Below are 25,758 nucleotides of genomic sequence, written 5' to 3' on the forward strand. Positions count from 1 at the left end.
AATGAATCTTGATCTCGAGGCTGCACGATCCTCTCAGGCACTCATGAAAGATACGATTAATCAACAAAGCAATAGTGTAGAAAATCTCATCGCAAAGACTTTAGGTGTTTTGCAGGAAAATGGAGTTTATGCTTGTATGTTATTTCTTCATTCTCGCAATAGTTCTGAAAAAGAAATTGCTAAATGTATAAGGAATAGACTCTTAGAAACGACCAAATTTGTGGGAAAAAAATTGCCAGAAGGAGAGAACTCCATAGAGATCTTAAACGACTCCGAAAAAATCTTAGAATTCATCACAGATAATATTTGTAATGACATTGATACTCTTTTCTTAACCAAACAACTCTGGGAGCAGATATTAACTTATTCCCGATACGGAGCAAAAGCGAAGGAGGACTAAAATGGTATGGTCCTTATATCGTGTAAGTTTACGTCTTCTTTCTCCAGTTCATATCGGGTGGAAAAAAACAGATAACTTACAACAAACACGGCCTTATGTTCCTGCCAAAACAATGTGGGGTGCATTAACGGCAAGAATAGCCAGGGACTATGGAAGTTTTGACTATGAAAATATTGGAAATAAAGTAGCAGAAAATCTACGATTCAGTTATTTCTATCCTACAATAATAATTAATGAAAATGAAAGAGTCCCTACTAGAATTGATATTTTTCCTTGGGAAAATATTGATGACTTTTCCTGGAAGTATTTGAGTAGTTCCCAGAATACTGCTCTGAACCAAAAAACAGCAGAAGAGGGTTCCCTCCACGAGACCGAAAATATATCAAATAAGACCCGTAGCGGAGATCCCGTTTATCTTTTAGGTTACGTTTTCGAAAAAGAAGGGAGTAATTTAAAATGGCAAGAATCATTAAAAAAGATTCAGATTGGGGGAGAACGTGGATATGGATGGGGAAAAGTTGAAATTTCAGATATATCCAATTTTCAAAAAGAATGTTTTAATGGGTACAATGTAAGTTTAACTAGCGAGCATCCAACTATAGATGTTACTATAGAAAATAAATATGTGTTAGCGCATGTCCTTACGAAAAATTTGAATCTAAATGGTTTGGTAGAACCATTTGTTGGTAGAGAGACATCGAAAAATAAGTACTTTGGTGGAAAATATTCGAGTGCTGAGATTTGCTGGATGCCTGGAAGCACTGTGAAAGAAAACGAGAAATTTGAAATTTTACCTACAGGACTATGGAGAAGCATGAATTAAAGCAAATAAAAGCCTGAAGAAACCTTTGGAAGATATGATGAAACTTCATTGTATAATTAGGGACAACAAAGCATTTCGAGTCTTAATTTTATTGTAAATTATGGAAGTATATATTTTCGTGGAGATGGAAATCACGAACCCCACAAAATCTAGCTTTCACTTCAATACAGCAGAGCTATAATGAAAGTGACACAAAGACAAATTACGACAGTAGCTGTCTCACTCATTCTTTTCACCTCTGTATGTTTAGGGTTCTGCACACCATGGACCTAGAGCATTCCAGATCCACAGGTCAGAAAGAGACCCGTTGAGCTAAACCCAAAACATGACGAACGCTATTTTTATGGGATGTGTTCGAATCCAATCTCCAAGTATATTATATTCATTTTTGGTATAAGTATCTATTCTTAACTTCCAAAGTTTAATCTTAATGAGTTATCTAACAAATTTATCAATGTAGGATGCCTTAAAACTAGTAGTGAGATTTCGAATTATGTTCAAAAAACTTAAGTTTAAGTATGTCCAATGGTCATGAACTCTCACTAAATTAAGGATCTTGATTTGGAATTTAAACACTAGTAACATAATATTTAAGTAAAATTTAAGATTTCAGTAACAGGCTAGTAAAAAGATAAAAGTTTATAACTTACTGCTCCTCATATACACCTTAGCTATTTGTCGACGGACAAATTTGGTTAACCAAAACAAAAACAGGTACATTCCCAATATTAGACAGTTAAGGTAAAAAATAAGCTGTTTGATGCTGATTTTCAGATTTGAAATTACTTAATAATTCGCTGAAAATAAGGGAAAACGACCGTGTCGAGAGGTAGCTTCCACTAAAACAGGGATTGAAATGCAGACGAAAAACGCAAATAAGAGTACAGACAAATTCATTCGATAACAAGATCCATTAAAACAAAGATTGTAATTCTATTTCTTCAAATTTTTCTAAAGAGGTTAACCAGAATGTCTAAGAAAATCGGCAGAAATGATCCGTGTCCATGTGGTTCAGGTAAAAAATATAAACATTGTTGTTTAGGTAAAAAAGCAGCCGATGCGAATCTAACTACTTCAAAATCTAAAACTAGTCCAAAATCTGAAGCTCCAGTCATTAACCGGTTAGCCATTATGAGGTTTGAACAGAAATTGCAGGATAATCCCGAGGAACTGGAAAAAATTGGTAAAGAACTTGAAAAATATTCCGGTGACAGGGATACGGACTTCAAAGAGTTTATTCAAAGAATGTGGAGTATTGATAAAGTAAAAAAGATGAGCACTTCAGAAATAATTGAAAAGTTACAATCAATGAATATTGATTTCGAAATAGAACGTTTTAAAAAACAGGCTCAAAATCATATCTCTGCAATTCAATTAGCAGAAGATCATTATTATACACAGGATTTCCATGCCCCAGGTCTGGATGAAGATTTCATCTGGCTGGCAATGATAGAGTTATGGAACCGGATAATCCCGGAGAAATACAATTTAGAAATGATCGATGATTTGATGCAGGAAGGCTACGAAGACATTGATAAACAGAATTACGGCGGAGGACTGGAAAAATGGGAAAAGACCTGGGACATGATAATAAGTATTGTTCCTCCTCATATAAAGTCCGTTACTGAAGCCGATAAATTCATTCCGGATCTGACGCAAAGTATTTTTAACTGGTGCCAGGATTTTGAAATTGAACTGGGCAGCGCAGGGATGAAAGATAAATCCTTTTACGCAAAAAGGATAAAATACTGCCAGGACTTCCGTCGGCGTTTCCCAAAATCGGATAAATCGATACTGGAAAATATGCTCAGAGCAGAAGCTGAATCATACACTGAGCTTGGGGATATGGAAGCAGCAAAAAAACTATTACAGGAGATAGATTGAGTTACAGGAGATAGATTGAGTTACAGGAGATAGATTGAGTTACAGGAGATAGATTGAGTTACAGGAGATAGATTGGGTTACAGGAGATAGATTGAGTTACAGGAGATAGATTGAGTTGTTTTCAGATGGTCTCCGAAAGGTTTTGCAAGTGTAAGATAAACGCTAAGTTAACTCTCAAAACCTTGATTTGATTACTCTACTTTCCCTGCTAAAAAAGTAGAACTCTCTCCAGGATGAAGCCTGAACTCGCTTTCGAGTTCATCGTTTTTTCTTATCCTGGCCCAGCTGTTTTATCCCAAAAGTATTTCACTCTTTTAATTTCTTTTACTTTTGTGCGAAGTACGCTTCCCCGGACCCGCGTTCCATATCCCCATTCTTTGAAGTTAAGTTCGCCCGCATGGAATATGCTGGTGACGGTTTATTCAATCTTTCATACATGAGACACACAGGGAAATGGTTTGAAATTTTTCAAGACCTGTCCGTTGATGAATGTTTGGAGACGATCAGGAATTTTCCCCACTTCCAGCCATGAAGAAAAGACCATACATCGGCCGCAGATTAAGAAATTTTCTTATTATGTGTTACAAAATTTAACTGATTCGGGACAAAAATCCCCCAAAACCTGAAATAGTGAGATTAAGATAATTTATCCGGGTGAAAATTTTATGAAAAAGACTTTTGAGAAGGTGTACCATCTAAAGCTTTCCATAAAAGGCATTACTCCTCAGATCTGGCGACGAATCCAGGTGCCGGAAAATTATACTTTCCTTGATCTTCATAAGGCTATCCAGGCTGTAATGGACTGGGAAGATTACCACCTGCACGAATTCGAGATGGTAAACCCAAAGACCGGTATGCTTGATAAAATTGGGGCTGAAGGAGATGATTTTGATGCTTTTGGAGGGCCTTTAGTGTCGGAAAAGAAAGCAAAACTCTCCGATTATTTTACGCTGGAAAATAAGGAAGCTCTGTACACCTATGATTTCGGGGACAACTGGCAGGTGAAAGTCCGGCTTGAAAAAATCCTTCCTCGAAAAGAAGGTGTAGAGTATCCCATCTGTACTGCAGGAAAAAGGGCAGCCGTACCGGAAGACAGCGGAGGGGTCTGGGGCTATGAAGAGATGCTGGAGGTCCTGAAGGATTCTGAGCATGAGGAATATGAAGATACTGTGTTATGGCTGGGGGATGATTTTGACCCCGAATACTTTGACCCAAAAGATGTTTCTTTCTGAACCGCAAACGCTTCCGAACCCGGATGTACACCACAGTTTGAGGTTTTTTTCTTTTTTCCTGTTTTGAGACTTAATTTGGTGAGCTGTTAAAATATAAGGCGCTGTTAAAATATAGGGCAGATAAGCAGATAAAGCAGTTTATTTCTTTTTAATCAAAGAAGTCGGGTGAGATTTTTTGAGCACAGTATCACCAGAAGGGAAATTTTGCCAGAATTGCAATACTGGCAGAGAAAAAAATAGCAGGTTTTCTAAAGAATTACATAATTGATAAAAAGATGGCTACAGATGAAGTGGTTTATCAGCTCGAAGAAGGTAAACTGGAAGGTGTCTACTCCGATGAAATGTTTTTTTCAAATCTGGTGCAGTCCGAGCATGGTTTCCGGTTCGACATGACCACTGTCACCCGTGAGAAAATATACATCCTGGATTCGGATAAGAAAAGAAGTGAAGTTAAAAAAGACTTCAATGGGTGAGCGTATTTCGATACGAGCTGGCAGAACGCAAAAGTACCTCAGCAGTAACCGGAATAATGAGGCTGGTCTCATCGACTGTCCGTGACCATCAATGGAAGGAGTTGCTTACGGAGTATATGATGTGCAGCTCGAAAACAGCCAGCTAAGCTGGAAAGAATAGCAATTGCTGTACAGGGATATGCCAGCGGAAAATGATAATTATCGTCCGGTTGTTTTTGATGCAAAAATAAGGTTTTATCTGGAAAACGGAAAATTGAGGTTTGAATACATTCCTGCGTACTATGATTTCCAGCCAGACAAACTTACAAGAACGTTATCTAAAGACCAGTATCCTCCTTTTGTGACAAAAGAGCGGTAAAAACTGCTTTTTTTGATAAGGGAAAACGACCCTGTCAAGAAGTAGCTTCCACTAAAACGAGAGTTGAAACTCTTCAGGTGGTCCCATGAAAATTATCAGTGACCTTTATTTGTGAGCAAGATCCACTAAAACAGGGAATGAATATTTCCCAGGTTTCTTCGGTAATCCGAGCTTTTCTCTTATCATATACGGAGAGCTTCTTAAGTTTTAAAGTAGCAAATAACCAAAAAAGAAGACCAGAATATTGAAAAATCCGGGTAACTAAAAGAATTTTTAGAGCACTTCCTTTATCCTGAAAATGATTCCTGAGGTATGGCGGATTACTTTGTTCTATACAATTATGCTCTATAGAATTCTATAGGATATTATATGACAGCTACAACTACGATAAGTTAAGGTATGCTCGGCGGCTAGAAATTTGTCAGATAGTGTCTTATAATCCTGTAGTTGAGCGGCTAATCAGGACAGCATATGATAAGGAGCCGTTTAGTGAACAGAAAATTGAAGGAATAGAAGAAAGCCTGAAAGATATCAAAGCAGGAAGAGTTATAGCGAAAGAAAGCAAAAAATCATTAGGCATTCAAGAGAAATGATGTACACTGTTGAATACACTTTACGTGCGATCAAAGACATCAGCAAATTCCCGCCTGAAATTAGAAATAAATTTTTCATGCAATTGATGGAATCAAAGAAGACCCTTATTTGCATGTCAAGAAGCTTAAAACTCCTGCTAATTCTTCTGTGAATTCTTTGATAATTGGAGAATATAGGGTAATGATGTCAATTAAGGATTTGAAGCTTATTATTCTGGTTCTGGGAGCTGCTGGAAATCGAAGTAAAGTCTACAAAAAGTTTTGAAAAATCTGTTTTTACAGCTATTACATTCACAAATCTATTATTTAATTATTGCTTCATGGATTTAATTACTGTTTTCAGGGGAATAGTTCAGGCCTTTTCTAGCCGAATAATAGAATTTTTACCCTATTCGAAAGATCCCTGACGATAATTCTCAGTAATTTCAAATGGCGATGAAGTCTATTTTATACGTATCTCAAGACCTTTTATGTTCACAATTCTGTCTATTTCAGACTTGTTTTCACTAAGGATATAGCTCATTTTTTCATGAGCTATATTTGCCAGCCAGGGTTTGCCATTTTTATAAAAGCTTAAATCCTCGGGAAAATTTTGCTGCACCCATGCATATAATGAATTTGAAACCTCTTTTATTATTTCCCTAGCTTCCGGGTTAATGTGGTAATGATAAACATATGCAGTTCTTCCGCACGCCAGTTCTGTACCTGCCCATTTCGATTGCTCTTTCATTTCTTCTAAATGTGGATTTAGCTTTTCCAATACGGATTTACCTTTATCGTTTAGGTCAATTTCTTTGCGTACAACGAGAATAAATTCGTCACATATATCAAAAGCCAGGTCTATCAAATGCCAGTAAACATCACTTTTAGGCTCAGAATCAATAATAATCATTGAGTTTCCCTCCCATATAAATTCATTTATAGCATCATACTATGCAAATATGATTATATCACTAATTGTTTATTTTTTGTAACTATTTAGGGTATAGTTAACGGCGCTCTCTTGAGCGCCGCTATAATACCCTCCAAAACAGGTAATCCGTTCTTTCTAATTGTAGAGATGTAAGCTCTAATTCTGCAGAAAGCTTCCGCTCCTTGTATAGTTCTGAAAGTTCCTGATATTTTCTGCTGTAATTTCATCATCCTGATATCTCTTTCTGCTTGATTATTCTCAAACGGAACTTTCAAATCTGTCAGGAATCTCAGAATATTTTCTTTGTGTTCTATAAACCTATCTAGCAGATTCCTTGCTTTTGTTTTTGGATTTTTTCCACGTTTTCCTTTCTTTTCAGGATTTAGAGATTGTGGATTTTCTTCAATTCCTTTAATTATGATAGCATCGAACCTTTCTTCCAATGCTTTAATTTGCTCAAAATCCAGTTCTTTGACTTGATCCTTGCATTCGTCGGTATACTTTTTCATCTCAGTGAGCAATTCATTCATTTCTTTAGCCCACTGCTGTTTATAGTTCTCTTCAATTCCAGTAAGTTCTCTCTGTAAATGAGCATTACAGAGAGCATGATCACAGTCATAAACGTTGTAAGGTTTCCATCCGTCGTGAACTGCTACTCCCTTAAACTCCGGAAGAATACCCATAGCGTCTATTGCTTCTGCTCCTCTTTTTGAGTGAGGTAAATAACAGGTGTATTTCTCATTAGAAGCTACATGAAGCCAGTGTCTTTTTCCTTCAATCTTCATACCAGTTTCATCAAAATTGATTACAGGCGAGGCTAATAACTTCTCTCTAATAACGTTTTCAAATTCCTCTAAATTCTGGAAACATTCTCTTTCTGCTCTAATTATCGTAGCAGGACAGATTTTTATTCCCATTATGTCCTCAAAAAATTCGGAAATTCTTTCATAGGGGATAAAATGGTGATTTTTACAGTAAATAGCTGAAGCTAAAATATTTGGACCATACTGAACTGGATATTTAACTGATTCAGGAAAAACAGCTTTATTTATTTTTCCACAGTAAGGGCAGGTCTTTATCTGACTTTTGTGTTCTGTAACAATCAGATTTACAGGAGGAATATCAAAGACCTGTCTTTTCTCATAGGCTTCAACTTCAACATTCTCAAGAGTATGGCCACATTCTTTGCAGCAACTCAAAGAATGTTCTATTACCTACTCAGGATGATCAACCATTTCAAGAGTTGTTCCTGGATGACCATCTTGACCTCCAGGTTTTTTGCCACTCTTTTTACGGAGACTCTTGGGGTTAGGTTTCTCCTTGATAAAAAAATCAGTAGAAGGAGGGCGACTGCTGTTACGACTGTTTTGGTTTAAACGAGATTCTAATACCTTTACACGTTCTTCGAGTTCAGCAATACGAATAGATTGTTCTTCTATGATAGTCTCAAGCCTCTGGATTACAGAAATTACAGCTTCAGGACCAGCGTCATAAATGATAAGAATCTCTTCACGTGTAAGCATAATAACGAAAGGAAATAGGATTCAATTTATATGCAATTTTTCCTCGAAAAGAGGAAAAATTGTAGCCTTTCAAAGGCTCTACCTGAATAGTTACTATTTTTTTTAAATTATACAGGGATATTCTGGCAAAAGGCAATATATCCGTATAAAATTATTTTGTCATTAAGTACTTAGTTGTTAAGTACATAACTCTTAATATTTCTTATTTATTTTTGCTTGTTTTTATTTGTGTCAAAAATAAATCTAAATGAAACCAAAACCTAAAATAACTTCAAAAGCTATTATTTGTCAGGGTGAAAATTTATGACCAGCGAACTCGAAACTCCTGAATGCTGCCCTCGATTTGACCCCGCCCCCTGGGACGGAAAACTCTTTGAATGGGACAATAAAAGGTTCATCAAGGATTCGGTTACCACACAGTTTTTTGCACCTCTGAATTTTGGAGAAGTAATAATGAGGATGAACGAAAAAGTTGCAAGCGCTGGAGCGGAAATGCCTGACTGGCTCTGCCTTTCGGATCACACTTCGGAAAGCAGTATGGACATTTATCTGGCTGTTGATAGAGAAGTAGCCGGAGCTGAAAACGTAACCCTGAGTGGAAAGTTTCTGACCAGAGCATACGAGGGAGATTTCGAAAAAACAGGGGAATGGTGTGCGGACTTTGAAGGTTACGCAAAAAGCCAGGGTCTTGAAATTAAAAAATGGTATATGTGGTACACTACCTGTCCGGCCTGCGCTGAAAAATATGGAAAAAATTATGTGGTGGTTGTTGGAGAAGTGCAGTAAATCTTTAACAATAAATAGATATCTAACAGACTGTTTATTTAAAATCTGTCCGTTTACTGGAACTAACTATTTATTGCAAACCAGACTGTTCATTGCAAACAGGACCGTTTATTGTTAACTAAACTGTTTATTGCAGACCTGATTGTTTATTCAGAGAACTTCAACTTAAAAACGGTTAAAACTATTTTTTTCAATATTATAGGGCCTGCATCAGTAACAAACTGCCTTTTCGTTCAGGTGTCATCTCTCTGCTGTGTGATGACCGCTTTCATGATGAGAACTTTTTGCCTCTTTGCGAACTTTCATAAACAATAAGGTACAATAATAATTTGGGGGAATTATTGTGTCTAAAACCATGAAAATTGTAGGTCTAGCCTTAGCAACAACAGGACTCGCTTATGCTGTAAAAAAATTCATGCATAAGGAACATCGTTCAGACTGGCATAAAGTAAAAGTAGAAGGAGAAGCAGAAAAAAGAACCGGTACAAGGTACGGTTCTAATCCGATTAAATATTAAATCGAGTATAAATTTAAGTTTTTTAATAAATTTGAGTTTTTTACTTTACTTTTTTACTTTATTTTTATTATTTTACTTTTTAATCTATTTTTCTTCATCTTCCTTTTTAACTTTATTTTAATTTATTTTGTATTATTTGAGTACCAGTTAGATATCTGGACTTAATCTTAATCTTCAGCCTTTTCTCTCGAGGGCTGCTCACCTGGTTCGCAGGCTTTCACAATTTATCTTTTTATACCTTATCAACCTGGATATTGAATGCAGCAGAATTCCTGTAAAAGACATAAAGATCCCTGTAAGAGTTAACAAAAATATCCAGATTGCGGACCCCAGATCAAAACTTCCACCCGGATAAGCTGTCATTATAAGATTAAGGCTCATATTCAGCCCTCCTGCCATAAGAATAAAGCCTGGCAGAGTGAAAAAATATAGAGGCTTATCAAATTCCATACCGTTAAAAGTTGTAAATAGATTACTCATTCCATTTCTTATAGGGTTTACCGCCGAGCGGCTTACTTCACGCATTTGAGCTACGTTTTGAATCATAAAATCGCCTTCCAGATATTTGATAATTGTTGAACACCCTTATTGGACCAATTTTTTTGGGATGAAGATACTTCATAATATAAAAACCCATCTGAAAGAAAAGACCAGAGTAAAAATACATAGGCTGGAAAAGCAGAGGAGTATGTAAAATATGGAAATTCTTTGCCCTTAATCCATTTTAAAAATTATCAATAAACCGGAGCTTTTCCTTAAGAAAAGTTTACTTTTCTGAACTGAAAAACAGGCTACTCGGTTGTAATAAAGGTGTGGTTAACCGTCTAACCAGGCGTCATTTATAATCAGCCGGTTTAACTCCCAGCCACATTATAAAATAACTACATTATAAAATAACCACATTATGAAATAACCACATTATGAAATAACCGCACTATGAAATAACCAAGCTATAAGAACGTGAATTATTTTTTCTCCTGACCTTTTCCTGTATTTTTCCTGCTTTCTTTGCCTCTTCGCTCTTTTACCTGATCCCGGTTTTTCTCATCACCTTTTTCTTCTGGCTTTTCCCCTGCCTTTTTACTTCTCCTGACCTTTTCCTCTCTCTTCTCTCTTCCCTGCTCTCCTGTTCTCTTTATTATCTCAGTTGTAGGCTCTTTCCGCGTCCAGACGCTCTTCCTCGGTTCCGGCTTTTTCTCTTCCATTTCTTCTTCCTCGTCTTCGAGGCCGATTCCGAGTTTGGAGCTTACGGCATTTCTGGCTTTTCTTGCGTCTGCATGTTCCGGATCGATTCTGATGGCTCTCTCAAGGGCTCCAAGGGCTTCTTCGTCCTTATCCAGTCCTGAAAGAGCAACACCTTTACAGTACCAGGCGTCGGCAGAATCTGGCTTTATTGTGATAGCTTTATTACAGGGATCAAGTGCTTTTTTGTATTTGCCAAGCCTGAGGTGTACCATTGCTTTTCCGGTCCATGTCTTTGCATTATCAGGGTTTATTTTGAGAGCAGAGTCATAGGCGATTATGGATTCAACCGGCCTGTCCAGGCTGTAGAGAGCAAAGGCTTTTCCCTCCCAGGCTCGTGCCATATTCGGTTTTATTTTCAGGGCGGCATCATAAGCCTGTATGGCTTCTTCATATCTTCCAAGGGCAGAAAGAGCAGAGCCTTTCGCGTGCCATGCACCTGCAAGCCTGGAATTGGAAGCAAGGGCTTTTTCAGAAGCTTCAAGGGCTTTTTCTTGCTGACCGAGCCTGCAGAGAACTGAAGTTTTCAGGTTCCAGGCTTTGTCGCTGTCAGGTTTTATTTCAAGCAGCATGTCAAAAGCTTTCAGGGCATCTTCTTCTCTGTTAAGCTGGAGGAGCACGAAACCCTTTTCATAGATGTAAGACGGGTTTTTGGGGTCTATCTCAAGGGCTTTTTCAAAGGATTCCAGGGAATCCCTGTACATTCTGTGCTTCAGGTACACCGAGGCTTTTCCCGCCCATGCGCCTGCATCATCAGGGTTTTTCTCAAGGGTTTTTTCATACGGTTTGAGGGACTTATTCAGGCGGTCATAGACTGTCTCACCAGCATTATCAGCCCTTTCCGTAGCTTTTCTTCCTGTCTTTCCGGTTTTACCTGTTTTATATGCTCTATCAGGTTTTCCTGTCTTTCCTGCCCTGCCTGTTCTGCCGGGTCTATCTACCTTTTTTCCTCTATTTTCATCAGAATCATTTGCCATAGTATCGGTCCCATTTAATTGTTCTGGAGTGGTATCTCGTAAATGAAAATCAGTAAATGCCCAGCCTCCCCTGAAGGGCGTATTCTCTGGTTTATATTTCGGGAAATCTTATTTCAAACTCCGTTCTCTTATTTTAAGCTGATCCTGTTAGTCATCTAAATAATAATTCTGAATTACTGATCAGAAACTTAATCCTCAGAAAGGACGAACCCCTTTCACATGTATATCTGATCTCTTCATCCTTTTTCATTTAAATAGTATTCATTAGACTGGAATTTATTGCTGATAAACTGGAATTTATTGCTGGTAAACTGGAATTTATTGCTGGTAAAATAGTCACCGCAACGATAATCATATGAATCTTACATGAATCCCGGCAGAATAGAAGCTTTTGTTCTGAGCCCGGGCATCAGGATCATTAAAGGTATTGACAAAGTCCATGCAGTTACGGGAGGCTTTTATCAGAATGGGCAAATATCTAATTTTATCAAGCCCACAATTGGTGAAATAAAAGAACTGGTCCTGATTATGTCGCGCCCGTGTACCGACTGGCCGGAAAGCAATAAACAGGTTTACTGAAGAGATGCCGGCAAAATTTCTTTCCCGGTACTGCCGACACTGCTATATTTTTCTGGCTGATGCCGCTAACTTTTAAAATGCTAAAGTTTACGATGGCAGAATACAGGTTGATTTGAAAAGAAACAGGCACGTTAAACACGATTATTATTTGAACAATATTCCCCTATTCATTATAAATTAATTTTTTTCAAGACAAAACATTATTTAATTTTATTATATTAATGACTTTATACGGGCACTTATGTCCATACATGTTTTATGTTCCCTGTCCGCTGAAAACTATGGAAATTATTAATCAAAACAGACTAACGTTTTCATTAAAACGAAAGAGTTAAATACATCACATGTATAATATATATCATCTGAATAATAACTCAGGCGGGTTTCTGGCATATTGCCCGTGTGAGTACCAGCAATACAACCTCCGTGGCAGGGAAAAGGGTTCCACTCCTTACCTTCTCCCTGCCAGCATAAACTTTTTTAATAATATTTAATAAATGATCTTTGAAAAGGAGTCAAAAAGTAATAATTATCTTCTGGATTAAATATTTGCAGAGATCCCCAGATAGTTGTTTTAAGTTATTGGGTTTTATTACCTGCAGGCTATAAAAAGTTAGAACTGGAAGCGAATCAATCAAATATATTTTTCTGAAAGACAGACATGTAAACGATCCGCGTAAATAGATAGAAATAAAAAATCCGGAAAAAGTAGAGAAAAAAATAATAAATAAGGTTTCGGGGGCTCTCCCTTTTACAGGCCTGAATAAACTTTTTTCTGTATCTCCTTTATTTCGTGAAGTTTTTCTATATTTTCACTGGTCTCTGCAATATCTGTAAATTTAAAGCTTTCAAGAGCCATTTCCGCAACAATAGGGGAATTGGTAAGGGCTTTTTCTTCAGCCTGTATTTTCAAGCTTTCAAGAGCCCACTGGCTCTGGAGTGCAGCCTCACGGAGACCCTTCTTTAAGGCGATCTTTCCCGTTTCTTCAATAGAAAGGGCTACGGAACTCAGGGCTTCGTCAAAGTATTTTTCTGCAGCAAGCCCGCCTATTTCTTCAAGCAGCAGAAGAGTGTTGATGGTTTCGGTTTCCAGTTTTTCTGCAGCTTCTTTTTTTCCTGCTTCTCCAAGACAGGTTACTGCATTAAGCAGAGCTTCTTCCATACCCTGTCCCGCTGCAGCAGCTCCTATGTCTTTTAAGAGCAGGGAAAAAGCAAACAATTCTTCACGGTCTTTGTTTTCAGGATATGAAAAGTTCCATATTTCCATTAAGGTTGTGGCAGCTACTTTTGAGCCCGCTTCCATAGAGTTTGATGCTGCTACTTTCCCCAGTTTTCCTGTTGCTACTGTTGCTCTGTTCAGAGCCATCACATGTCCTTTTTTTGCAGCTGCTTTTGCCAGTTTTCCGAGGGCAAGGACTGAACTGATCGTAACAAGTTCCATACCTTCCTGTGTAGCCGCCTGTGCAATATCCGAAATCGACAGGATAACTCTTGCAGCATCTGCCTCTTCATTTTCAGAAATGAAACCTTCTGCAATTCCTGTAAGGGAATCAAGGGCCTGGAAAACTCTGCTCTCGTTTCTCTCCTCAACTGAGGATATGCCTGCATCGACCGCCTCTGCTTCGTTTAATGTGATCATTCTTTTTGCCCCTTTTTGTCAGTTTATGTCAATTAAACCTTTAATCCTGTTTTCCTGCACATTTCACACCGTTAAGTTTATTTTTTGCTGCAGGTGTTAATTTATATATTTTACACAGCAATAAATTCTTAGGCCGGATTGAACTGTTGCAGGGGTATTTCCTGGCTTTACTCTATGAAATCCGATGATTATTATTTTTGCTATTTTGTAATGAAGATTCTTAAATTGAGAAACTTTTAAGATATGAAGCCGCTGATCGGCTGAAAGGCCATTTTTTTATCATGGGCAAAAAGCTGTTTAAAGTTCAGCAAGCATGTTCCGGTAAAAACCATGAATTGAAATTATGGATAAAATTTTACTGAAAAAATTTTACTGAATAAATCTCAAGAAATAAATTTTAATTGATAAAATTTTGCAGAATGGATCTTATCGGATAAATTTCACAGAATGAATTTTATTGAATAAATCTTACTGTAAAAATCTTACGGGGAAAATTAGAATTAAGGTTTGATATCTGTTTTTTAAGGCAATTTTCTCACTCAAAGGATTCAGCTTCATGGATATATTCAGACCCATTAAAAGTTTCAATAGAAAGCTTTGTCATGAGCATATAGCTTACAAGAAACTTTTCCCCTGGTTCAAGCATCATGGTTCCAAGCGCATTGGAAGCCTTTATAATAATATCCTCAAAGTTTCTGAAGTCTGTATCCGAGAAATGCTGGCTGGTAAAAATAGGAGTGTGCTGAAAAGGTCGGATCTCTCCCCTGTGCTCCATAAGGTGTGCCAGGGTGCCCTGGAGTTCTTCAGTAAAAATGGTCGGCTCCATCTCCTGAATGGATGAAAAAATGCCTGATCCTGCGGAAAAGATCCCGCCGTTTTCCGGAACCCTGATTATTTGCTGCCCGGATGTCTCTTTTCCTATGGCTCCTATGGCAAGAGTAGACACAAGGGATTCCCTTTTCAGGTTATGGAGGGAGGCAGAGTTTGTAATCTCTCCGAGGTATGCAACTGCAATCCTGACTGCTGCTTCCATCTCCTGTCCGACTGCGGACTTTCCGACTGCACAGAGAGAGTAAATAATGCTCAAACCGGCATTAGACATTTTCTGCTCTCTTGCAACCTCAGCCATCCTCCCCAGCGATACCAGGGAGATCAGAACTCCAAGCTCCATTTTTTGAAGAGCAGCGGCGTTTCCAATATCTCTTATACTGATTATGGTCCTTTTTGCGTCAGGCTCAAGCCCCTGATTTATATACTTTGTTCCCTGATCTGTTAAAAAATCTATAGACCTCAATACTCCCAGTTCATTATTATCTTTAACAGAACTCAAGCCAAGGTCTATTGCCCTGGATTCGTTTAAAATAGACATTCAGAACACCCCATTTAGATTTCTTATTATCAGGCAGGTAATCCCCGGTGTGAGATTGCCTTACGGCATTCAAACCCTGCTCTCGTAAAACAGGTCAAGTTTTTCAGATGCTCGTATGAGTTTTCGCCTGGAATGCTTCATTCGGGACTCGAAATACTTATCAATCGTTATTGGTAAATCTTCTCTTCCCTCTGAAATTCTTATTCAGCTTTTCTTCCAGTTTGTTTAGATCCAGACTCTCAAAATGCATGAGAGCTACTTCAGCTATGATGGATGCATTCATGAGATAGCGGTCTTCTGCATCGAATTTAATCGTCTCAAGGGAGTAAACCGCCTGAAGCAATGCCCTTTCAAGCCCCTGCCTGTCAGCGGCTTTTCCGAGATCCCCAAGTAAGCGGGCACTGGTACTGGCAGTTTCTTTAAGGTTTTTTTCAATTGCACCCTTTCCTATTTCCTGTAACAGAAGCTCGACATTCAATGTTGCATCTTCAAATTTCTGGTTTGCTGCAACTTTTCCTGTTTCCCCAAGTAAAGCTACCGTACTGTTTGCGACATCTCCCAGACTCTGATTTGTTAAGCTTTTTCCAATCTCCCCAAGAGCAAAAATGATTGCGATTATTTCTTTTCTGGTCTTTGTAAAGGCTGCGGTATTTCCCATTTCCCCAAGACACGAAGCTGCAGTTTTTGCCGGGATTTCCATCTTCTGCCCGGCTGCCGCCTTTCCAACTTCCCCAAGGGCAAGTGCAATGTTGACAAGAGCATTTTCCATTCCCTGTCTGCAAGCTTCTTTTGCAACAGGAGAAAAAAGTAGAATGGTATTCGTAACAACTATCTCTTGCCGTGCAAGAGCCGATGCTACCCCGATCTCTTTCATGTATTCAATTAACTTCCTGGTGTCATTTTCCAGTCCTTCATTTGCATATCTTGCTGCAAGCCCTGACAGGTAGTAAAGGATCTCGATTACACCGGCTTCATCTTTTTCTTCCACCGAAGCCAGCCCTATCTCTAAGGCTTCTTCTTCGTCAAGCGGTAGAATCCTTCATGCCCCCAGATTCTCTTTTGATTATGTATGGATATGTGAGGATATTAGCTTTGTCATAAATGGATAAGAAAGGTGCTGAAGAATTCTACTTTTTCCTCTTTTAACATATAATGAAAATGCCTGACCCTGTGAAATACTGCCTGATATATTTTTCAATGACATAATAATCAGAATTTTTCATTACCAAAAGTTTTAAATAGAAATATACGGTAGTAAGATACCGGTTGCTTACGAGTAAATCAAAGCCTCATTTCACACACACACGAGAATCGAAACGATTACTCTAGAAGGATAGGTTTCATCCCTTCTTCCTGTCCGTTCCTGACGTTGACTCGTGAGCAACTAACTTCCTTCATTTTTTCTTCAAAACTTTCTCTGGACCTGAGACTTAATCACAATCTTCCTGTTCTGCTTTTTCTCGTAATCATCAATTCCCTGCAGATAGAGCCTCAATTCTGCAAAGCCAGATATTTTTTAAATTGGAAGCCAATATTAAAGGGATAAAAACAGGATTCTGGAATAGGGGGAGCTGTATGGAAGATTCAACGCATATTCCATCAATTACAAAACAGGAAGAAATTGTCACACAGATGTGTATCTGCCCTGACTGTCCTTCATGGGTTGAAAGCGGGGAAAGAGGTGGATTCTGCCTGGACACGATATCGAAAAGCAAATACATAAGCGAAAAAAATGGATGCATATGCTCAGAATGTCCTATTGCAAAAAGAGTTGGGTTCGAGAATTCGTATTATTGTATGAGGGAATCGTCAGAGAAATAAACCAGTAACCTGTTTTCCAGGCCCTGAATAAGTTACTATCGGAAAGCGAAAGAAGGAACACCATAAATTAATTAGTGGGAAATAACTGATTCGGGCTCAAAAGCCCAGATCAGCTGATTTATACTTTTTTCTTAGAATACAAGTCCCAGGTCTTCGAGCTTCTTCCTTGCTCCGTCATATACCTGCATGTATTCTTCAGTTGGGGTAATTGTCTTTACGTCGTAGCATTCCTGGAAAGTCTTTCCTGCTGGTGCAGTTGCGTAATTCTTCTCATAAAGCGGCACAAGAGCATTGAGGGCCTTGTTAACTTCTGAGATTTCCATACCTGCAGTTGCCCTTGCTACTTCTCCCATCATCCTTGCTTCCATACCTGTTGTCTTGTCAGTCACTACACCCTTTGCGGATGCCACACCTGATAGGATTTCCCTTCCAGATGCCGTGTCTGTAATAGACTGTGCTGAAGCTTCGAGGAGACACATCTCAGTACACGGACCTGCGCACGGGTAGTACTGGTTTCCTGAGAGCATATCCGTAAACTCTGAAATAGTTGCACATGCCCATCCTGCAATGGTCAGAGTTTCCCTTGTGTTGGTCGATCCCCAGCGGATGTGGACAGGCCCGTCAAGGTGCCAGCTTGCACTGCTCATAACAAAAGCGTTGATGTGTGTTGCAATGTCAACAATTGTTGTTTCTTCAATGCCGCCTGCGTATCCTCCGAAGATCGGCATCTGTTCGTCCATGATAATGTCGCTGTTTCCTTTGTAGTGTGCGATTACTGCAATGGCATCAAGGTCGATCTTGAGTTCATTGAGCTGTGACACTTCGTGGCTGTCTGATGAGATCTGGCCTCCCATGCAGTCAGAGGATATATTTCCCTGAGCTGACAGGGAAGTCTCTGGTCCCTATATGCCCATTCCCGGGCGTCCTGCCATAGCGCATGCCTGCTTTATAAGGCGTGTTTCTGTCTTTGCTGCGAGGACTTCGTAGGGGCTTCCTGGAATCGGAGCTTTTCCACGCACTGATGTCATTACACCGTCTACAATTGTGTCCACTTCTCTCTCAAGAGCGTAGCTCATGTGTACTGGCATGAAAACTTCTTCAGAGATTGGAGACCCGGTAGGACCGCCCTGAACGATCGGTTTCCTCTTGTCGCCAACACTTCTCTTCCTTACGTTTACTGCATCCCTGCCAGTACCGAGTGTGAATTCTTTCTGGACGTTGTTGATTGCGTCCCAGATTTCGTCTTCGGTATACTTTACGATCCTGTGAGTGTCCGTACAGTAGATACCACACTCAAGGAGCATCTCAAATCCTGCCTGGAAGAGCTTTTCCATCATGCCCTTGTCTGTTGGGACAAACTCTCCTTTGAAGTCAAGCCCGTACTTCTGCTTGAGCTCCATTGCTTTCATAGGGATCTTCATAAGGTCCCAGTCGTCCTGGGTGCACTTCTCTCCTACTTTTGCCCTGTCGTAGAAGTCGTAGCAATCAAATGATTTTCTGAATGTCATGTGCTTTTGCCTCCCAGGTTTATTTCATAATGTTAAGTGCAACTTTTGCAGCTTCTGCAGCATTTTCTGCGGTTGCGTCCGCACCGATTTCATCAATCCATTTGTCGGATACAGGTGCTCCTCCGAACATGCATTTTACGCTGTCCCTGAGGTTTTCTTCCCTGAGCCTGTCCATGAGGTCTTTCTGGCCAAGCATGGAGGTGGTCATAAGGGCTGAGCCAACAAGAATGATTTTCTGCCCCTTGCGCTTTGCAGCCTCTTCAATAACAGTCTCGTTAAGGACGTCTACTCCAAGGTCAAGGATATCAAACCCGTTTGCTCCGAGCATGGTTGTAACAAGGCGGTGACCGATATCGTGGATGTCTCCTTCTGCAACAAAGGTGATTGCAAGCCCGGTTCCTTCCTCTCCTTCTACTCTGGTCTTCTCAAGCTCGGGGGTAAGGATTCCCATTGCGCTGCTCATGGCTTTTCCGGACATCATGATCTGAGGCAGAAAGATCTCTGCAGCTTCGAACTTGTCACCGATAATCTTCATTCCTGGGGAAAGGCCCTTTGTGATAATGTCAAGAGGGGAAATTCCTGCATCCAGGGCTTCCTGAGTCAGCTTTGCGCAGCCTGCGATGTCCTGAGTTACGATCGCATTGGTTAACTTGTTAAATATTTCAGTATTTGTCATCCCATAATCACTTCTTTCTGTTTTCCAGTCCTTTTTTGTACAGGAAATTTCTCTATTAGCCGGCTATCGGAATCTCTTTACCGTTTATTAATATAAATAAATTTCTATCGAATCTAATAACTATATATAATTTACCCCCGAGAAATGCGGGAAAATGGATTCACATGTAAATAATATTCGGTGAATATAAAAATAAAATAGTATAAAACCTGAAGTAAATAATTTTTTTGAGAAATTGAAAAATAGCCGCAGGCCGTGCAGATCTGGTAATAAAGCTTCGCGTTAAAAGAGTTCACCTGAAATAGGCGAGAAACATGATGAATGATGCAATGTTCAGCAAAAACCCGAATACACTTGCTGTAAGCCCTGCCTGTGCAGTTGAGTCCCTGCTTTCTTTGAGGCGTGATCTGGCAAGGACAATCCCTGCAAGGGCAAATGGTATTGCAAAGGATGTAAGGAACAGGCTGCCTATCCCGACCCAGAAAGAAAGAGAAATAAATACGCTGATCAGCCCGAAAAAAAGGCTCAAAATTCCTTTAATGCCAGAATCCCCGTTAATACTGTTTCCCCCTGTTGCTGCTTCTCTCCCTGTTGCAGTATGGTTAATCTTAAAATCCCTTAACAACGGATATATTGTTTATGTGTTCGAGGCAGGTACTTTTTCCAGGACAGGTTTTTGTTTTTCACTCCCGGTCGCTTCCGGATTTATTCAATTTTGACTCCAACCTTTCCGCCCTCAATTTTCCACTCATAACGCTTCAACTGCAGTGAATCATTAAGGCACTCACCTGTCCTTACATCGAACTTTCTGCCGTGGCAGATGCACGTCAATATAAATTCTTTAAGCGTGCCCCTGTCCATAGGGCATTTCGCATGAGGGCAGAGATTTGTGAAAGCATGAATTTCGCCTTCAGCCTTAAGGAGTAACACATTTCTGCCCCCTGGTTGAACGCGCAGAAGATTTCCTTCTTTCAGACTGTTTTCTTCAGCTGCAAAAAACCAGGGAGGCTCAAAATCAGAATTCGAGTTTTTTTCAGGTACTTTTTCAGAAGACATATCACCAACCGCCAGAAACCGGAATTGCGAGATTAATTCCATTCCCGGTCTCTTTTAATCCCGGAATTCTTTTCTTTCCAGTTAATCATTGGACTGGCCACGTATAAGTTTTGCTGAACTCAAATAAAATGAAATTAAAGAAATAAAGAGAATAAAAAGCGGACTGAGGCAGAGGGAGCAGAAAGAATAAAAAGAAAGGAACGAAAAACGAGTAAAAAAGAGAAAAAAACGAGTGAAAAGAAGAACGGGTGAAAAGAAGAACGAGTAAAAAAAGGAGAAAAAGAACAAGTAAAAAAGATCGAAAAAAGAACAAGTAAAAAAGAAAAAATTAGAGAATTTCGATTTTTAATTTGACTCGGGTGCTCGACTCAGGTGCTTAATGGAGATTCCCATCCTCATTGAGGATTTTCAAAAGCTCTATTATCGAGTACGCTGCCCTCGTAATGCCCATACTTCTCCTGTCCGTATCCGTGCCTGCAATATACAGGTTTTTGACCGGAGTCCGGATATCCGAAAATTTTCCATTAATTGTGACTGCGGCTTTTTCAGGAATCATGATCTGCTCATGCTGCATGTCAATGTATTTTTCAATATTGGGAAGGGCGCGGAAAATTGTGTCATAGGCTTTTTTAAGCTCATGTTCTTCTGTCTGTTCCGAGTCTATCACAAAAGAAAAACCTACAAGCTGCTTATCTTTAGGGGCAAGGGAAGGGTCATAATTGCTGATAGGCATTGCCCAGTAAGCAAAATCCTTGAACCATATCTCTGAGCCCGTATATTTGAATTCGGGAAGCTCCTCTTTTAGCCCGAGCCAGATTGTAAGGCTTTTGGTGTGAACAATCCCTTTCAGCTCTTCGATATAAGCTTGCGGCAGATCCTTAATGAGTTCCGGGAGGTCGGTTGCAAAGCCTGTATAGATAATCAGGTCAGCCAGATAAATATCGTCTGCTTCCACTCCATAAACCTTCTCGTTCTCTACCAGGATGCCCGTCACTTCGCATTCGGATTTTATTTCCACGGTATCGGGGAAGGAATAAAGAATTGCATTTAAAAGGGCTTTCAATCCTTTTCTCGGGTATCCCTGGGAATAGTTTACTTTGTTTGTGGCAAGCCTCTCAAGAGATGTGAACGGCTGGGCAACTTTATCCACACGGGCCTGCAGGGAAGCATGAAGGTGATATGGGAGGATTGATGAGAGGATAGACTCAGTTGACTGTCGTTTTTTGTGCTCGAACTTGCCTATCATAGCATCAAACTGCTCCTGCGTAATGCTGTCCCTGACAAAACTGCTGCCAGAGAGAACACGCTGTGCAGAGGTATCTTTCATCGACTTTCCCGAAAGAAAACCCGAGATCGTATCCACAAAGTCGTAGGTATCTTTACATAGGTTCTTTGGGAGAAAATCATAAACCGACTGGTCCGAAAGGTCTATCCCGAAAGATGAAAGAGTAAGGGCTTTCGTGAGGGTCTGTGAAAGGATAAGCCTGTCTTTCCTTGGGAGTACATCAAAAGTCACGAAGTCCTTCAGGTTCGAAGGAACTTTGGTTAAACCGTTTTCAGTTCTTACATAATAATAACCGTAGTCCTCAAACACAGGGAGGAAGTCAAAATAATTATCCATCAGTCTTGGTAGTGGTCCCTCTATCAGATGGGTTATTGCATGTGCTCCGGTGTCAACCTGATAGCCGTCTACCACATAGCTGTTGCAGTTCCCCCCTAGATGCTCTCCTTTTTCAAGAACAAGGACTTTCTTTCCATGCTTTGAAAGCGTCAGCGCAGCTAGAAGCCCGCTTACTCCAGCTCCGACAACAATTACATCATATTTCTTCATTCCCTAAACTACCTCTATTTTTTCCATGAATCGTTTAAGTTAATGCATTAATGCATCATATGATCTTAACTCACAATATTCTCTGTATGTGCCGAACATATTTTTAACAAAAATTATCTTCAAAATTTTAATAAATTATTTTAAACAGGGGGTTATGTTTGGAATTCTTTTATATGTAATTTATGATTCAAAGAAGATAACTTGATATCTTCTTTCTATCTGTAGAAGTAGTATAGAGAGAAAAATAGTATTTAATATTATTCCGAATGCTGGAAATTTTCATAATTCGGCTTTTTTCCTGAACTTTGTCTTAAAAGTTTTCCTGAACTTTGTCTTAACAGATTACTGATCTGAAAGTTTTTCAGTGCTTATTTTTCTTCAGGGCGCAAAACAGTAAAACTTATTTTCTCAGGATATGCTCATAAAAAGTATATTTTTGTATTTTGTTGTAAATATCATATCAGGGAGAGTTGCCGGTTAAGAGGGAACTATCTGGATTTAATTTAATATTTATATGTTTCTGTAAGAATCCTCTGAATTAACCGATTGATTACTGATGTTTATTATGTGTATGTTAATGAGGCTTATTGATGTGTATATTACTGATATTTATTGATGTTTACTGATGTGTGTATTTTAGTGAGGTTCTGATGCTATGACTGGGAAAGAAGATGAATACGAATTCGAAAAAACAGAAAAAAGCTCATCACTCGATGAAGAATCTACCGGTTCGGAAGTAAATGAACAGAAGGAAAGTTACCTAGACATAATTAACATCATCGGGTCTTTAATGCAGGATGAAAATTATTCTCTTAAAAACGAGAGCATTCTAACCATAAGTAAAATATTATCTTTCCTCAATAAGGAAATATACGAAAACAAAAATTTTACTGAAGCATGCTGATTAAAGGCACGGTCCTCTATAAGACCGGCAAATATAACGGCGCAATAGATGCCTTTGACGGCGCTCTGGAAAGTATGTCAGAAAAGACGTCGGAAGAAAAACTGGATACATGGATAAAAAGCTATGGTATCAACTATAGATATGCACTGAAATTCAAGGCATTTTCCCTGTGCAAACTTGGAAGGTACAGAGAGGCTTTAAATGCACTTGACGAGATTTCAGCTATTTATCCTGAAGATCCCGAAATCGAATCACATAAAAACATGCTTCAAACTCTTGAAAACGAGAGGCTTATAAGAAGAACAGGTAGTATCCAGGATCAATCCCCAAAACATCCCGGCATCTGGGAGCGCAGAGGAAAATCTTCTTATAAACTGGGCAAATACGAAGAAGCAGTAAAGGAATTTGACAGATGTCTCGAGAGCAACCCGAAAGATGCAGATATCCTGCGGAATAAAGGTTCTGCCCTTTACATGCTTGGAAGGTATGAGGAAGCTATAGGGGCTTTCAATAAATCCCTCGAGCTCAATCCCCGAGATGCAGATGCCTGGAACTTAAAAGGCTCCACTCTTTATATGATCGGCAAGCCTGAAGAAGCTCTTAGAGCACTTGATAAAGCACTTCAAAGAAATCCAAATATATTTGAAGCCTGGTTTAATAAGGGGTCCATTCTCTTTGAACTTGGAAGGTATAAACAGGCGTTATCTGCAGTGGAAAATGCCTTAAGGATCAATGCTGAAGATATAAATGCCTTAAACCTCAAAACTTCAATCCTGTCCGGACTCGAACCGGATGAAAAATAACAGGACTCTGTCCTTCAAACAGGACTCTGTACTATAATTTGGTCTCTGTACTGTAATTTGGACTATGTATTATTATTATTATTATTATTATTATTATTATTATTATTATTATTATTATTATTATTGTTACTATTATTCTTGTTAACATTATTCTTGTTAATATTATTATTTATATTCTGGATCTCACCTAACACGAATTCAAAGATAATCTAACCTTAAATTTTTCTAAGTTCTGCAATTTCATAGAGGCGGAAAAATGAAGTACAGTACCGTTATTTTCGATTTTGACTACACACTTGCAGATGCCACATATGGTATTGTATCAAGTTTCAACCACGCATTCAGCAGGTTGGGCATTCCCGGACATGACTGTGAAAGCATAAAAAGAACTGTAGGTTTGCCTCTGGACGAAGCATTTGTACAGCTGACAGGTCATAAAGATGAAGCCCTGATAAATTGTTTTAAAACTTTATTCCGGGAAAAAGCCGATGAAATCATGTCAAAGAATACCAGGCTTTTTGAGGATACTGCAGGCACACTTCAGCGGTTAAAATATAATGGAATTTATACCGGAATTGTGACTACAAAATATCATTATAGAATAGATGAGACATTAAATATCCACGGCATTTCACACCTTGTAGATGTTATTGTGGGAGGAGAAGATGTTAAAGTTCCAAAGCCTTCTCCCGAAGGGCTTTTACTTGCAATTGGCAGCCTTAACTCGAAGATGAATGATGTGCTGTACATTGGGGACAGCCTTGTTGACGCTAAAACAGCTCTTGCAGCAAATGTAGATTTTGCTGCGGTGACCACAGGGACGACAAACGAAAAAGAGTTTTTACAGTATCCGTGCATAAAGGTATTAAATAATTTATCAGAACTTAAAGAGCTTATCAAAATCTGAAGGTTTTATCTTACTTTCTACAGGTTTCATCAGATTTAAAATGTTTAATTGAGTTTAAAGAATTTATCAGAACTTTTCAATCGAGAAGATAAGTGGATATAAACACATTCATAAAAATTCTAACAGGGCTTTTAAAGACTTAATTCTTCAGTTAAATAATAACTCTTCAGTTAAATAATAACAATACCATTTTTTTAATCAAAAACTGGTGAATCAGAGGTAATCCAGAGTGAAAATACACTGCATCCAGCACGTCAGGTTTGAAGTCCCTGGAACCATTAACGAATGGATTGAAGAGAAAAATCATCTCCTGTCAACCACTCATGCATACGAAAGCGAAAACTTTCCGGAAACCGGTTCATTCGATCTCCTTTTAGTCATGGGAGGGCCCATGAATATTTACGAGTATGATAAATATCCCTGGCTGAAGGAAGAAAAAAAATTTCTGGAAAAAGCCGTTTCGGAAGGAAAAGCAGTTCTTGGAATCTGTCTTGGAGCCCAGCTGCTTGCCGATGTCCTCAAGGCAAAAGTGTTTAAGAATGACTATAAAGAGATAGGATGGTTTCCCGTATCTGTTGTTAAGGATGGAAAATCTGAACTTTCTATCCTCGAAGGCATGCCCGAAAAATTCACTGCATTTCACTGGCACGGAGATACTTTCGGACTACCTGAAGGGGCAAAGCGGCTCTTTGAAAGCCAAGCCTGTAAAAATCAGGGGTTCATTTACGGGGACAGGGTAATAGGTCTGCAGTTCCATCTGGAAATGAGTGAACAGTCCATAAGGAATGTGATCGAAAACTGCAGGGATGAATTCGTAGAAGGGAAATACATCCAGAGAGAAAACGAAATGCTGGACAGAAAAGATTACCTTACAGAATCAAAGAAATTAATGTTCAGGCTAATGGATAATATTGAAAAAGCTATTATGCTCTAAATAGCCTTCT

Annotated in this window: 26 protein-coding genes and 2 pseudogenes; 16 read left to right on the forward strand and 12 right to left on the reverse strand. The window is 39.1% G+C overall.

What is annotated here, in order from left to right:
- Nucleotide 1: 1 nt before the first annotated feature.
- The 8 genes from MSMAS_RS07085 to MSMAS_RS19450 all read left to right on the forward strand — a co-directional run bounded on the left by MSMAS_RS07085 (nt 2) and on the right by MSMAS_RS19450 (nt 5,170).
- Nucleotides 2-400 (forward strand): hypothetical protein, encoded by a 399-nt coding sequence (locus tag MSMAS_RS07085; RefSeq protein ID WP_011035240.1) that lies wholly within the window; start codon nt 2-4, stop codon nt 398-400.
- Nucleotide 401: 1 nt separating this feature from the next.
- Nucleotides 402-1,223, forward strand: a complete 822-nt coding sequence (locus tag MSMAS_RS07090; RefSeq protein WP_011035239.1) for an RAMP superfamily CRISPR-associated protein — start codon at nt 402-404, stop codon at nt 1,221-1,223.
- A gap of 969 nt (nt 1,224-2,192) precedes the next feature.
- Nucleotides 2,193-3,107 (forward strand): SEC-C metal-binding domain-containing protein, encoded by a 915-nt coding sequence (locus MSMAS_RS07095; RefSeq protein ID WP_080942066.1) that lies wholly within the window; start codon nt 2,193-2,195, stop codon nt 3,105-3,107.
- 364 nt (nt 3,108-3,471) lie between these two features.
- Nucleotides 3,472-3,639, forward strand: a complete 168-nt coding sequence (locus MSMAS_RS19990; RefSeq protein WP_449288722.1) for a DUF3024 domain-containing protein — start codon at nt 3,472-3,474, stop codon at nt 3,637-3,639.
- A 133-nt stretch (nt 3,640-3,772) separates the two neighbouring features.
- Entirely contained in the window at nt 3,773-4,339 is a 567-nt protein-coding gene (locus tag MSMAS_RS07100; RefSeq protein WP_011035236.1) for a plasmid pRiA4b ORF-3 family protein, read from the forward strand.
- Between the two features lie 275 nt (nt 4,340-4,614).
- Entirely contained in the window at nt 4,615-4,812 is a 198-nt protein-coding gene (locus MSMAS_RS19440; protein WP_011035235.1) for a hypothetical protein, read from the forward strand.
- A complete protein-coding gene (locus MSMAS_RS19445; RefSeq protein ID WP_200895160.1) occupies nt 4,809-4,958 on the forward strand; it encodes a hypothetical protein in 150 nt (49 codons plus the stop codon). Before MSMAS_RS19440 ends, MSMAS_RS19445 begins: the two co-directional genes overlap by 4 nt.
- Before the next feature lie 32 nt (nt 4,959-4,990).
- Nucleotides 4,991-5,170, forward strand: coding sequence for a hypothetical protein (locus MSMAS_RS19450; RefSeq protein ID WP_011035234.1), 180 nt, complete (start codon nt 4,991-4,993; stop codon nt 5,168-5,170).
- Nucleotides 5,171-6,205: 1,035 nt separating this feature from the next.
- Here MSMAS_RS19450 and MSMAS_RS07120 read toward each other — a convergent pair.
- Together MSMAS_RS07120 and MSMAS_RS07125 are read right to left on the reverse strand one after the other, a co-directional pair.
- Nucleotides 6,206-6,655 (reverse strand): hypothetical protein, encoded by a 450-nt coding sequence (locus MSMAS_RS07120; RefSeq protein WP_011035233.1) that lies wholly within the window; start codon nt 6,653-6,655, stop codon nt 6,206-6,208.
- Between the two features lie 86 nt (nt 6,656-6,741).
- A pseudogene (locus MSMAS_RS07125) lies at nt 6,742-8,199 on the reverse strand (IS66-like element ISMma15 family transposase).
- A gap of 303 nt (nt 8,200-8,502) precedes the next feature.
- Between MSMAS_RS07125 and MSMAS_RS07135 the strand changes: the two are divergent.
- Nucleotides 8,503-8,985: a hydrolase gene (locus MSMAS_RS07135; RefSeq protein ID WP_048046397.1), complete on the forward strand. Its 483-nt coding sequence runs from the start codon at nt 8,503-8,505 to the stop codon at nt 8,983-8,985.
- A gap of 343 nt (nt 8,986-9,328) precedes the next feature.
- Nucleotides 9,329-9,502, forward strand: coding sequence for a hypothetical protein (locus MSMAS_RS19205; protein WP_162829141.1), 174 nt, complete (start codon nt 9,329-9,331; stop codon nt 9,500-9,502).
- A 198-nt stretch (nt 9,503-9,700) separates the two neighbouring features.
- Here the strand turns inward: MSMAS_RS19205 and MSMAS_RS07140 are convergent, their stop codons facing one another.
- Nucleotides 9,701-10,048 (reverse strand): hypothetical protein, encoded by a 348-nt coding sequence (locus MSMAS_RS07140; protein WP_048046398.1) that lies wholly within the window; start codon nt 10,046-10,048, stop codon nt 9,701-9,703.
- Nucleotides 10,049-10,467: 419 nt separating this feature from the next.
- The gene (locus tag MSMAS_RS07145) at nt 10,468-11,721 is read right to left on the reverse strand and encodes a tetratricopeptide repeat protein (protein WP_048046399.1); all 1,254 of its coding nucleotides are present in this window, start codon (nt 11,719-11,721) and stop codon (nt 10,468-10,470) included.
- 366 nt (nt 11,722-12,087) lie between these two features.
- Between MSMAS_RS07145 and MSMAS_RS07150 the strand changes: the two genes are divergently transcribed.
- Nucleotides 12,088-12,300 carry a hypothetical protein gene (locus tag MSMAS_RS07150; RefSeq protein ID WP_048043120.1) on the forward strand — a complete coding sequence of 71 codons (213 nt, stop codon included), beginning with the start codon at nt 12,088-12,090 and terminating at the stop codon, nt 12,298-12,300.
- A gap of 751 nt (nt 12,301-13,051) precedes the next feature.
- On the opposite strand, the gene MSMAS_RS07155 is transcribed toward MSMAS_RS07150, so the two are convergent.
- From MSMAS_RS07155 to MSMAS_RS07165, 3 genes are all read right to left on the reverse strand, one after another.
- Nucleotides 13,052-13,939: a hypothetical protein gene (locus tag MSMAS_RS07155; RefSeq protein ID WP_048046400.1), complete on the reverse strand. Its 888-nt coding sequence runs from the start codon at nt 13,937-13,939 to the stop codon at nt 13,052-13,054.
- 535 nt (nt 13,940-14,474) lie between these two features.
- On the reverse strand, nt 14,475-15,308 hold the full coding sequence (locus MSMAS_RS07160; RefSeq protein ID WP_048040627.1) for a hypothetical protein: 834 nt from the start codon (nt 15,306-15,308) through the stop codon (nt 14,475-14,477).
- Nucleotides 15,309-15,468: 160 nt separating this feature from the next.
- Nucleotides 15,469-16,296 (reverse strand): hypothetical protein, encoded by an 828-nt coding sequence (locus MSMAS_RS07165; protein ID WP_048046401.1) that lies wholly within the window; start codon nt 16,294-16,296, stop codon nt 15,469-15,471.
- Between the two features lie 587 nt (nt 16,297-16,883).
- Between MSMAS_RS07165 and MSMAS_RS07170 the strand changes: the two genes are divergently transcribed.
- Nucleotides 16,884-17,129 carry a DUF2769 domain-containing protein gene (locus MSMAS_RS07170; protein WP_011035225.1) on the forward strand — a complete coding sequence of 82 codons (246 nt, stop codon included), beginning with the start codon at nt 16,884-16,886 and terminating at the stop codon, nt 17,127-17,129.
- 131 nt (nt 17,130-17,260) lie between these two features.
- Here the strand turns inward: MSMAS_RS07170 and MSMAS_RS18145 are convergent.
- The 5 genes and pseudogenes from MSMAS_RS18145 to MSMAS_RS07200 form a co-directional block, all read right to left on the reverse strand.
- Nucleotides 17,261-18,637, reverse strand: a pseudogene (locus MSMAS_RS18145) (monomethylamine:corrinoid methyltransferase).
- Between the two features lie 19 nt (nt 18,638-18,656).
- Complete coding sequence (locus MSMAS_RS07185) at nt 18,657-19,313, reverse strand: methyltransferase cognate corrinoid protein (RefSeq protein WP_048046403.1); 657 nt, start codon at nt 19,311-19,313, stop codon at nt 18,657-18,659.
- 292 nt (nt 19,314-19,605) lie between these two features.
- Nucleotides 19,606-19,938 carry a hypothetical protein gene (locus MSMAS_RS18720; protein WP_155395353.1) on the reverse strand — a complete coding sequence of 111 codons (333 nt, stop codon included), beginning with the start codon at nt 19,936-19,938 and terminating at the stop codon, nt 19,606-19,608.
- Nucleotides 19,939-20,018: 80 nt separating this feature from the next.
- A complete protein-coding gene (locus tag MSMAS_RS07195) occupies nt 20,019-20,369 on the reverse strand; it encodes a Rieske (2Fe-2S) protein (RefSeq protein ID WP_015413236.1) in 351 nt (116 codons plus the stop codon).
- Nucleotides 20,370-20,745: 376 nt separating this feature from the next.
- Complete coding sequence (locus tag MSMAS_RS07200; protein ID WP_048046404.1) at nt 20,746-22,200, reverse strand: phytoene desaturase family protein; 1,455 nt, start codon at nt 22,198-22,200, stop codon at nt 20,746-20,748.
- A 655-nt stretch (nt 22,201-22,855) separates the two neighbouring features.
- On the opposite strand from MSMAS_RS07200, the gene MSMAS_RS19455 reads away from it, so the two are divergent.
- From MSMAS_RS19455 to MSMAS_RS07215, 4 genes are all read left to right on the forward strand, one after another.
- Nucleotides 22,856-23,104 carry a hypothetical protein gene (locus MSMAS_RS19455; RefSeq protein WP_230633356.1) on the forward strand — a complete coding sequence of 83 codons (249 nt, stop codon included), beginning with the start codon at nt 22,856-22,858 and terminating at the stop codon, nt 23,102-23,104.
- The gene (locus MSMAS_RS07205; protein ID WP_230633357.1) at nt 23,098-23,907 is read left to right on the forward strand and encodes a tetratricopeptide repeat protein; all 810 of its coding nucleotides are present in this window, start codon (nt 23,098-23,100) and stop codon (nt 23,905-23,907) included. Before MSMAS_RS19455 ends, MSMAS_RS07205 begins: the two co-directional genes overlap by 7 nt.
- A 256-nt stretch (nt 23,908-24,163) precedes the next feature.
- Complete coding sequence (locus MSMAS_RS07210) at nt 24,164-24,814, forward strand: HAD family hydrolase (RefSeq protein WP_048046405.1); 651 nt, start codon at nt 24,164-24,166, stop codon at nt 24,812-24,814.
- Nucleotides 24,815-25,043: 229 nt separating this feature from the next.
- Nucleotides 25,044-25,748 carry a type 1 glutamine amidotransferase gene (locus MSMAS_RS07215; protein ID WP_011035217.1) on the forward strand — a complete coding sequence of 235 codons (705 nt, stop codon included), beginning with the start codon at nt 25,044-25,046 and terminating at the stop codon, nt 25,746-25,748.
- The last annotated feature ends 10 nt before the right edge of the window (nt 25,749-25,758 follow it).

It is taken from the genome of Methanosarcina mazei S-6 (assembly GCF_000970205.1).
Lineage (GTDB): Archaea > Halobacteriota > Methanosarcinia > Methanosarcinales > Methanosarcinaceae > Methanosarcina > Methanosarcina mazei.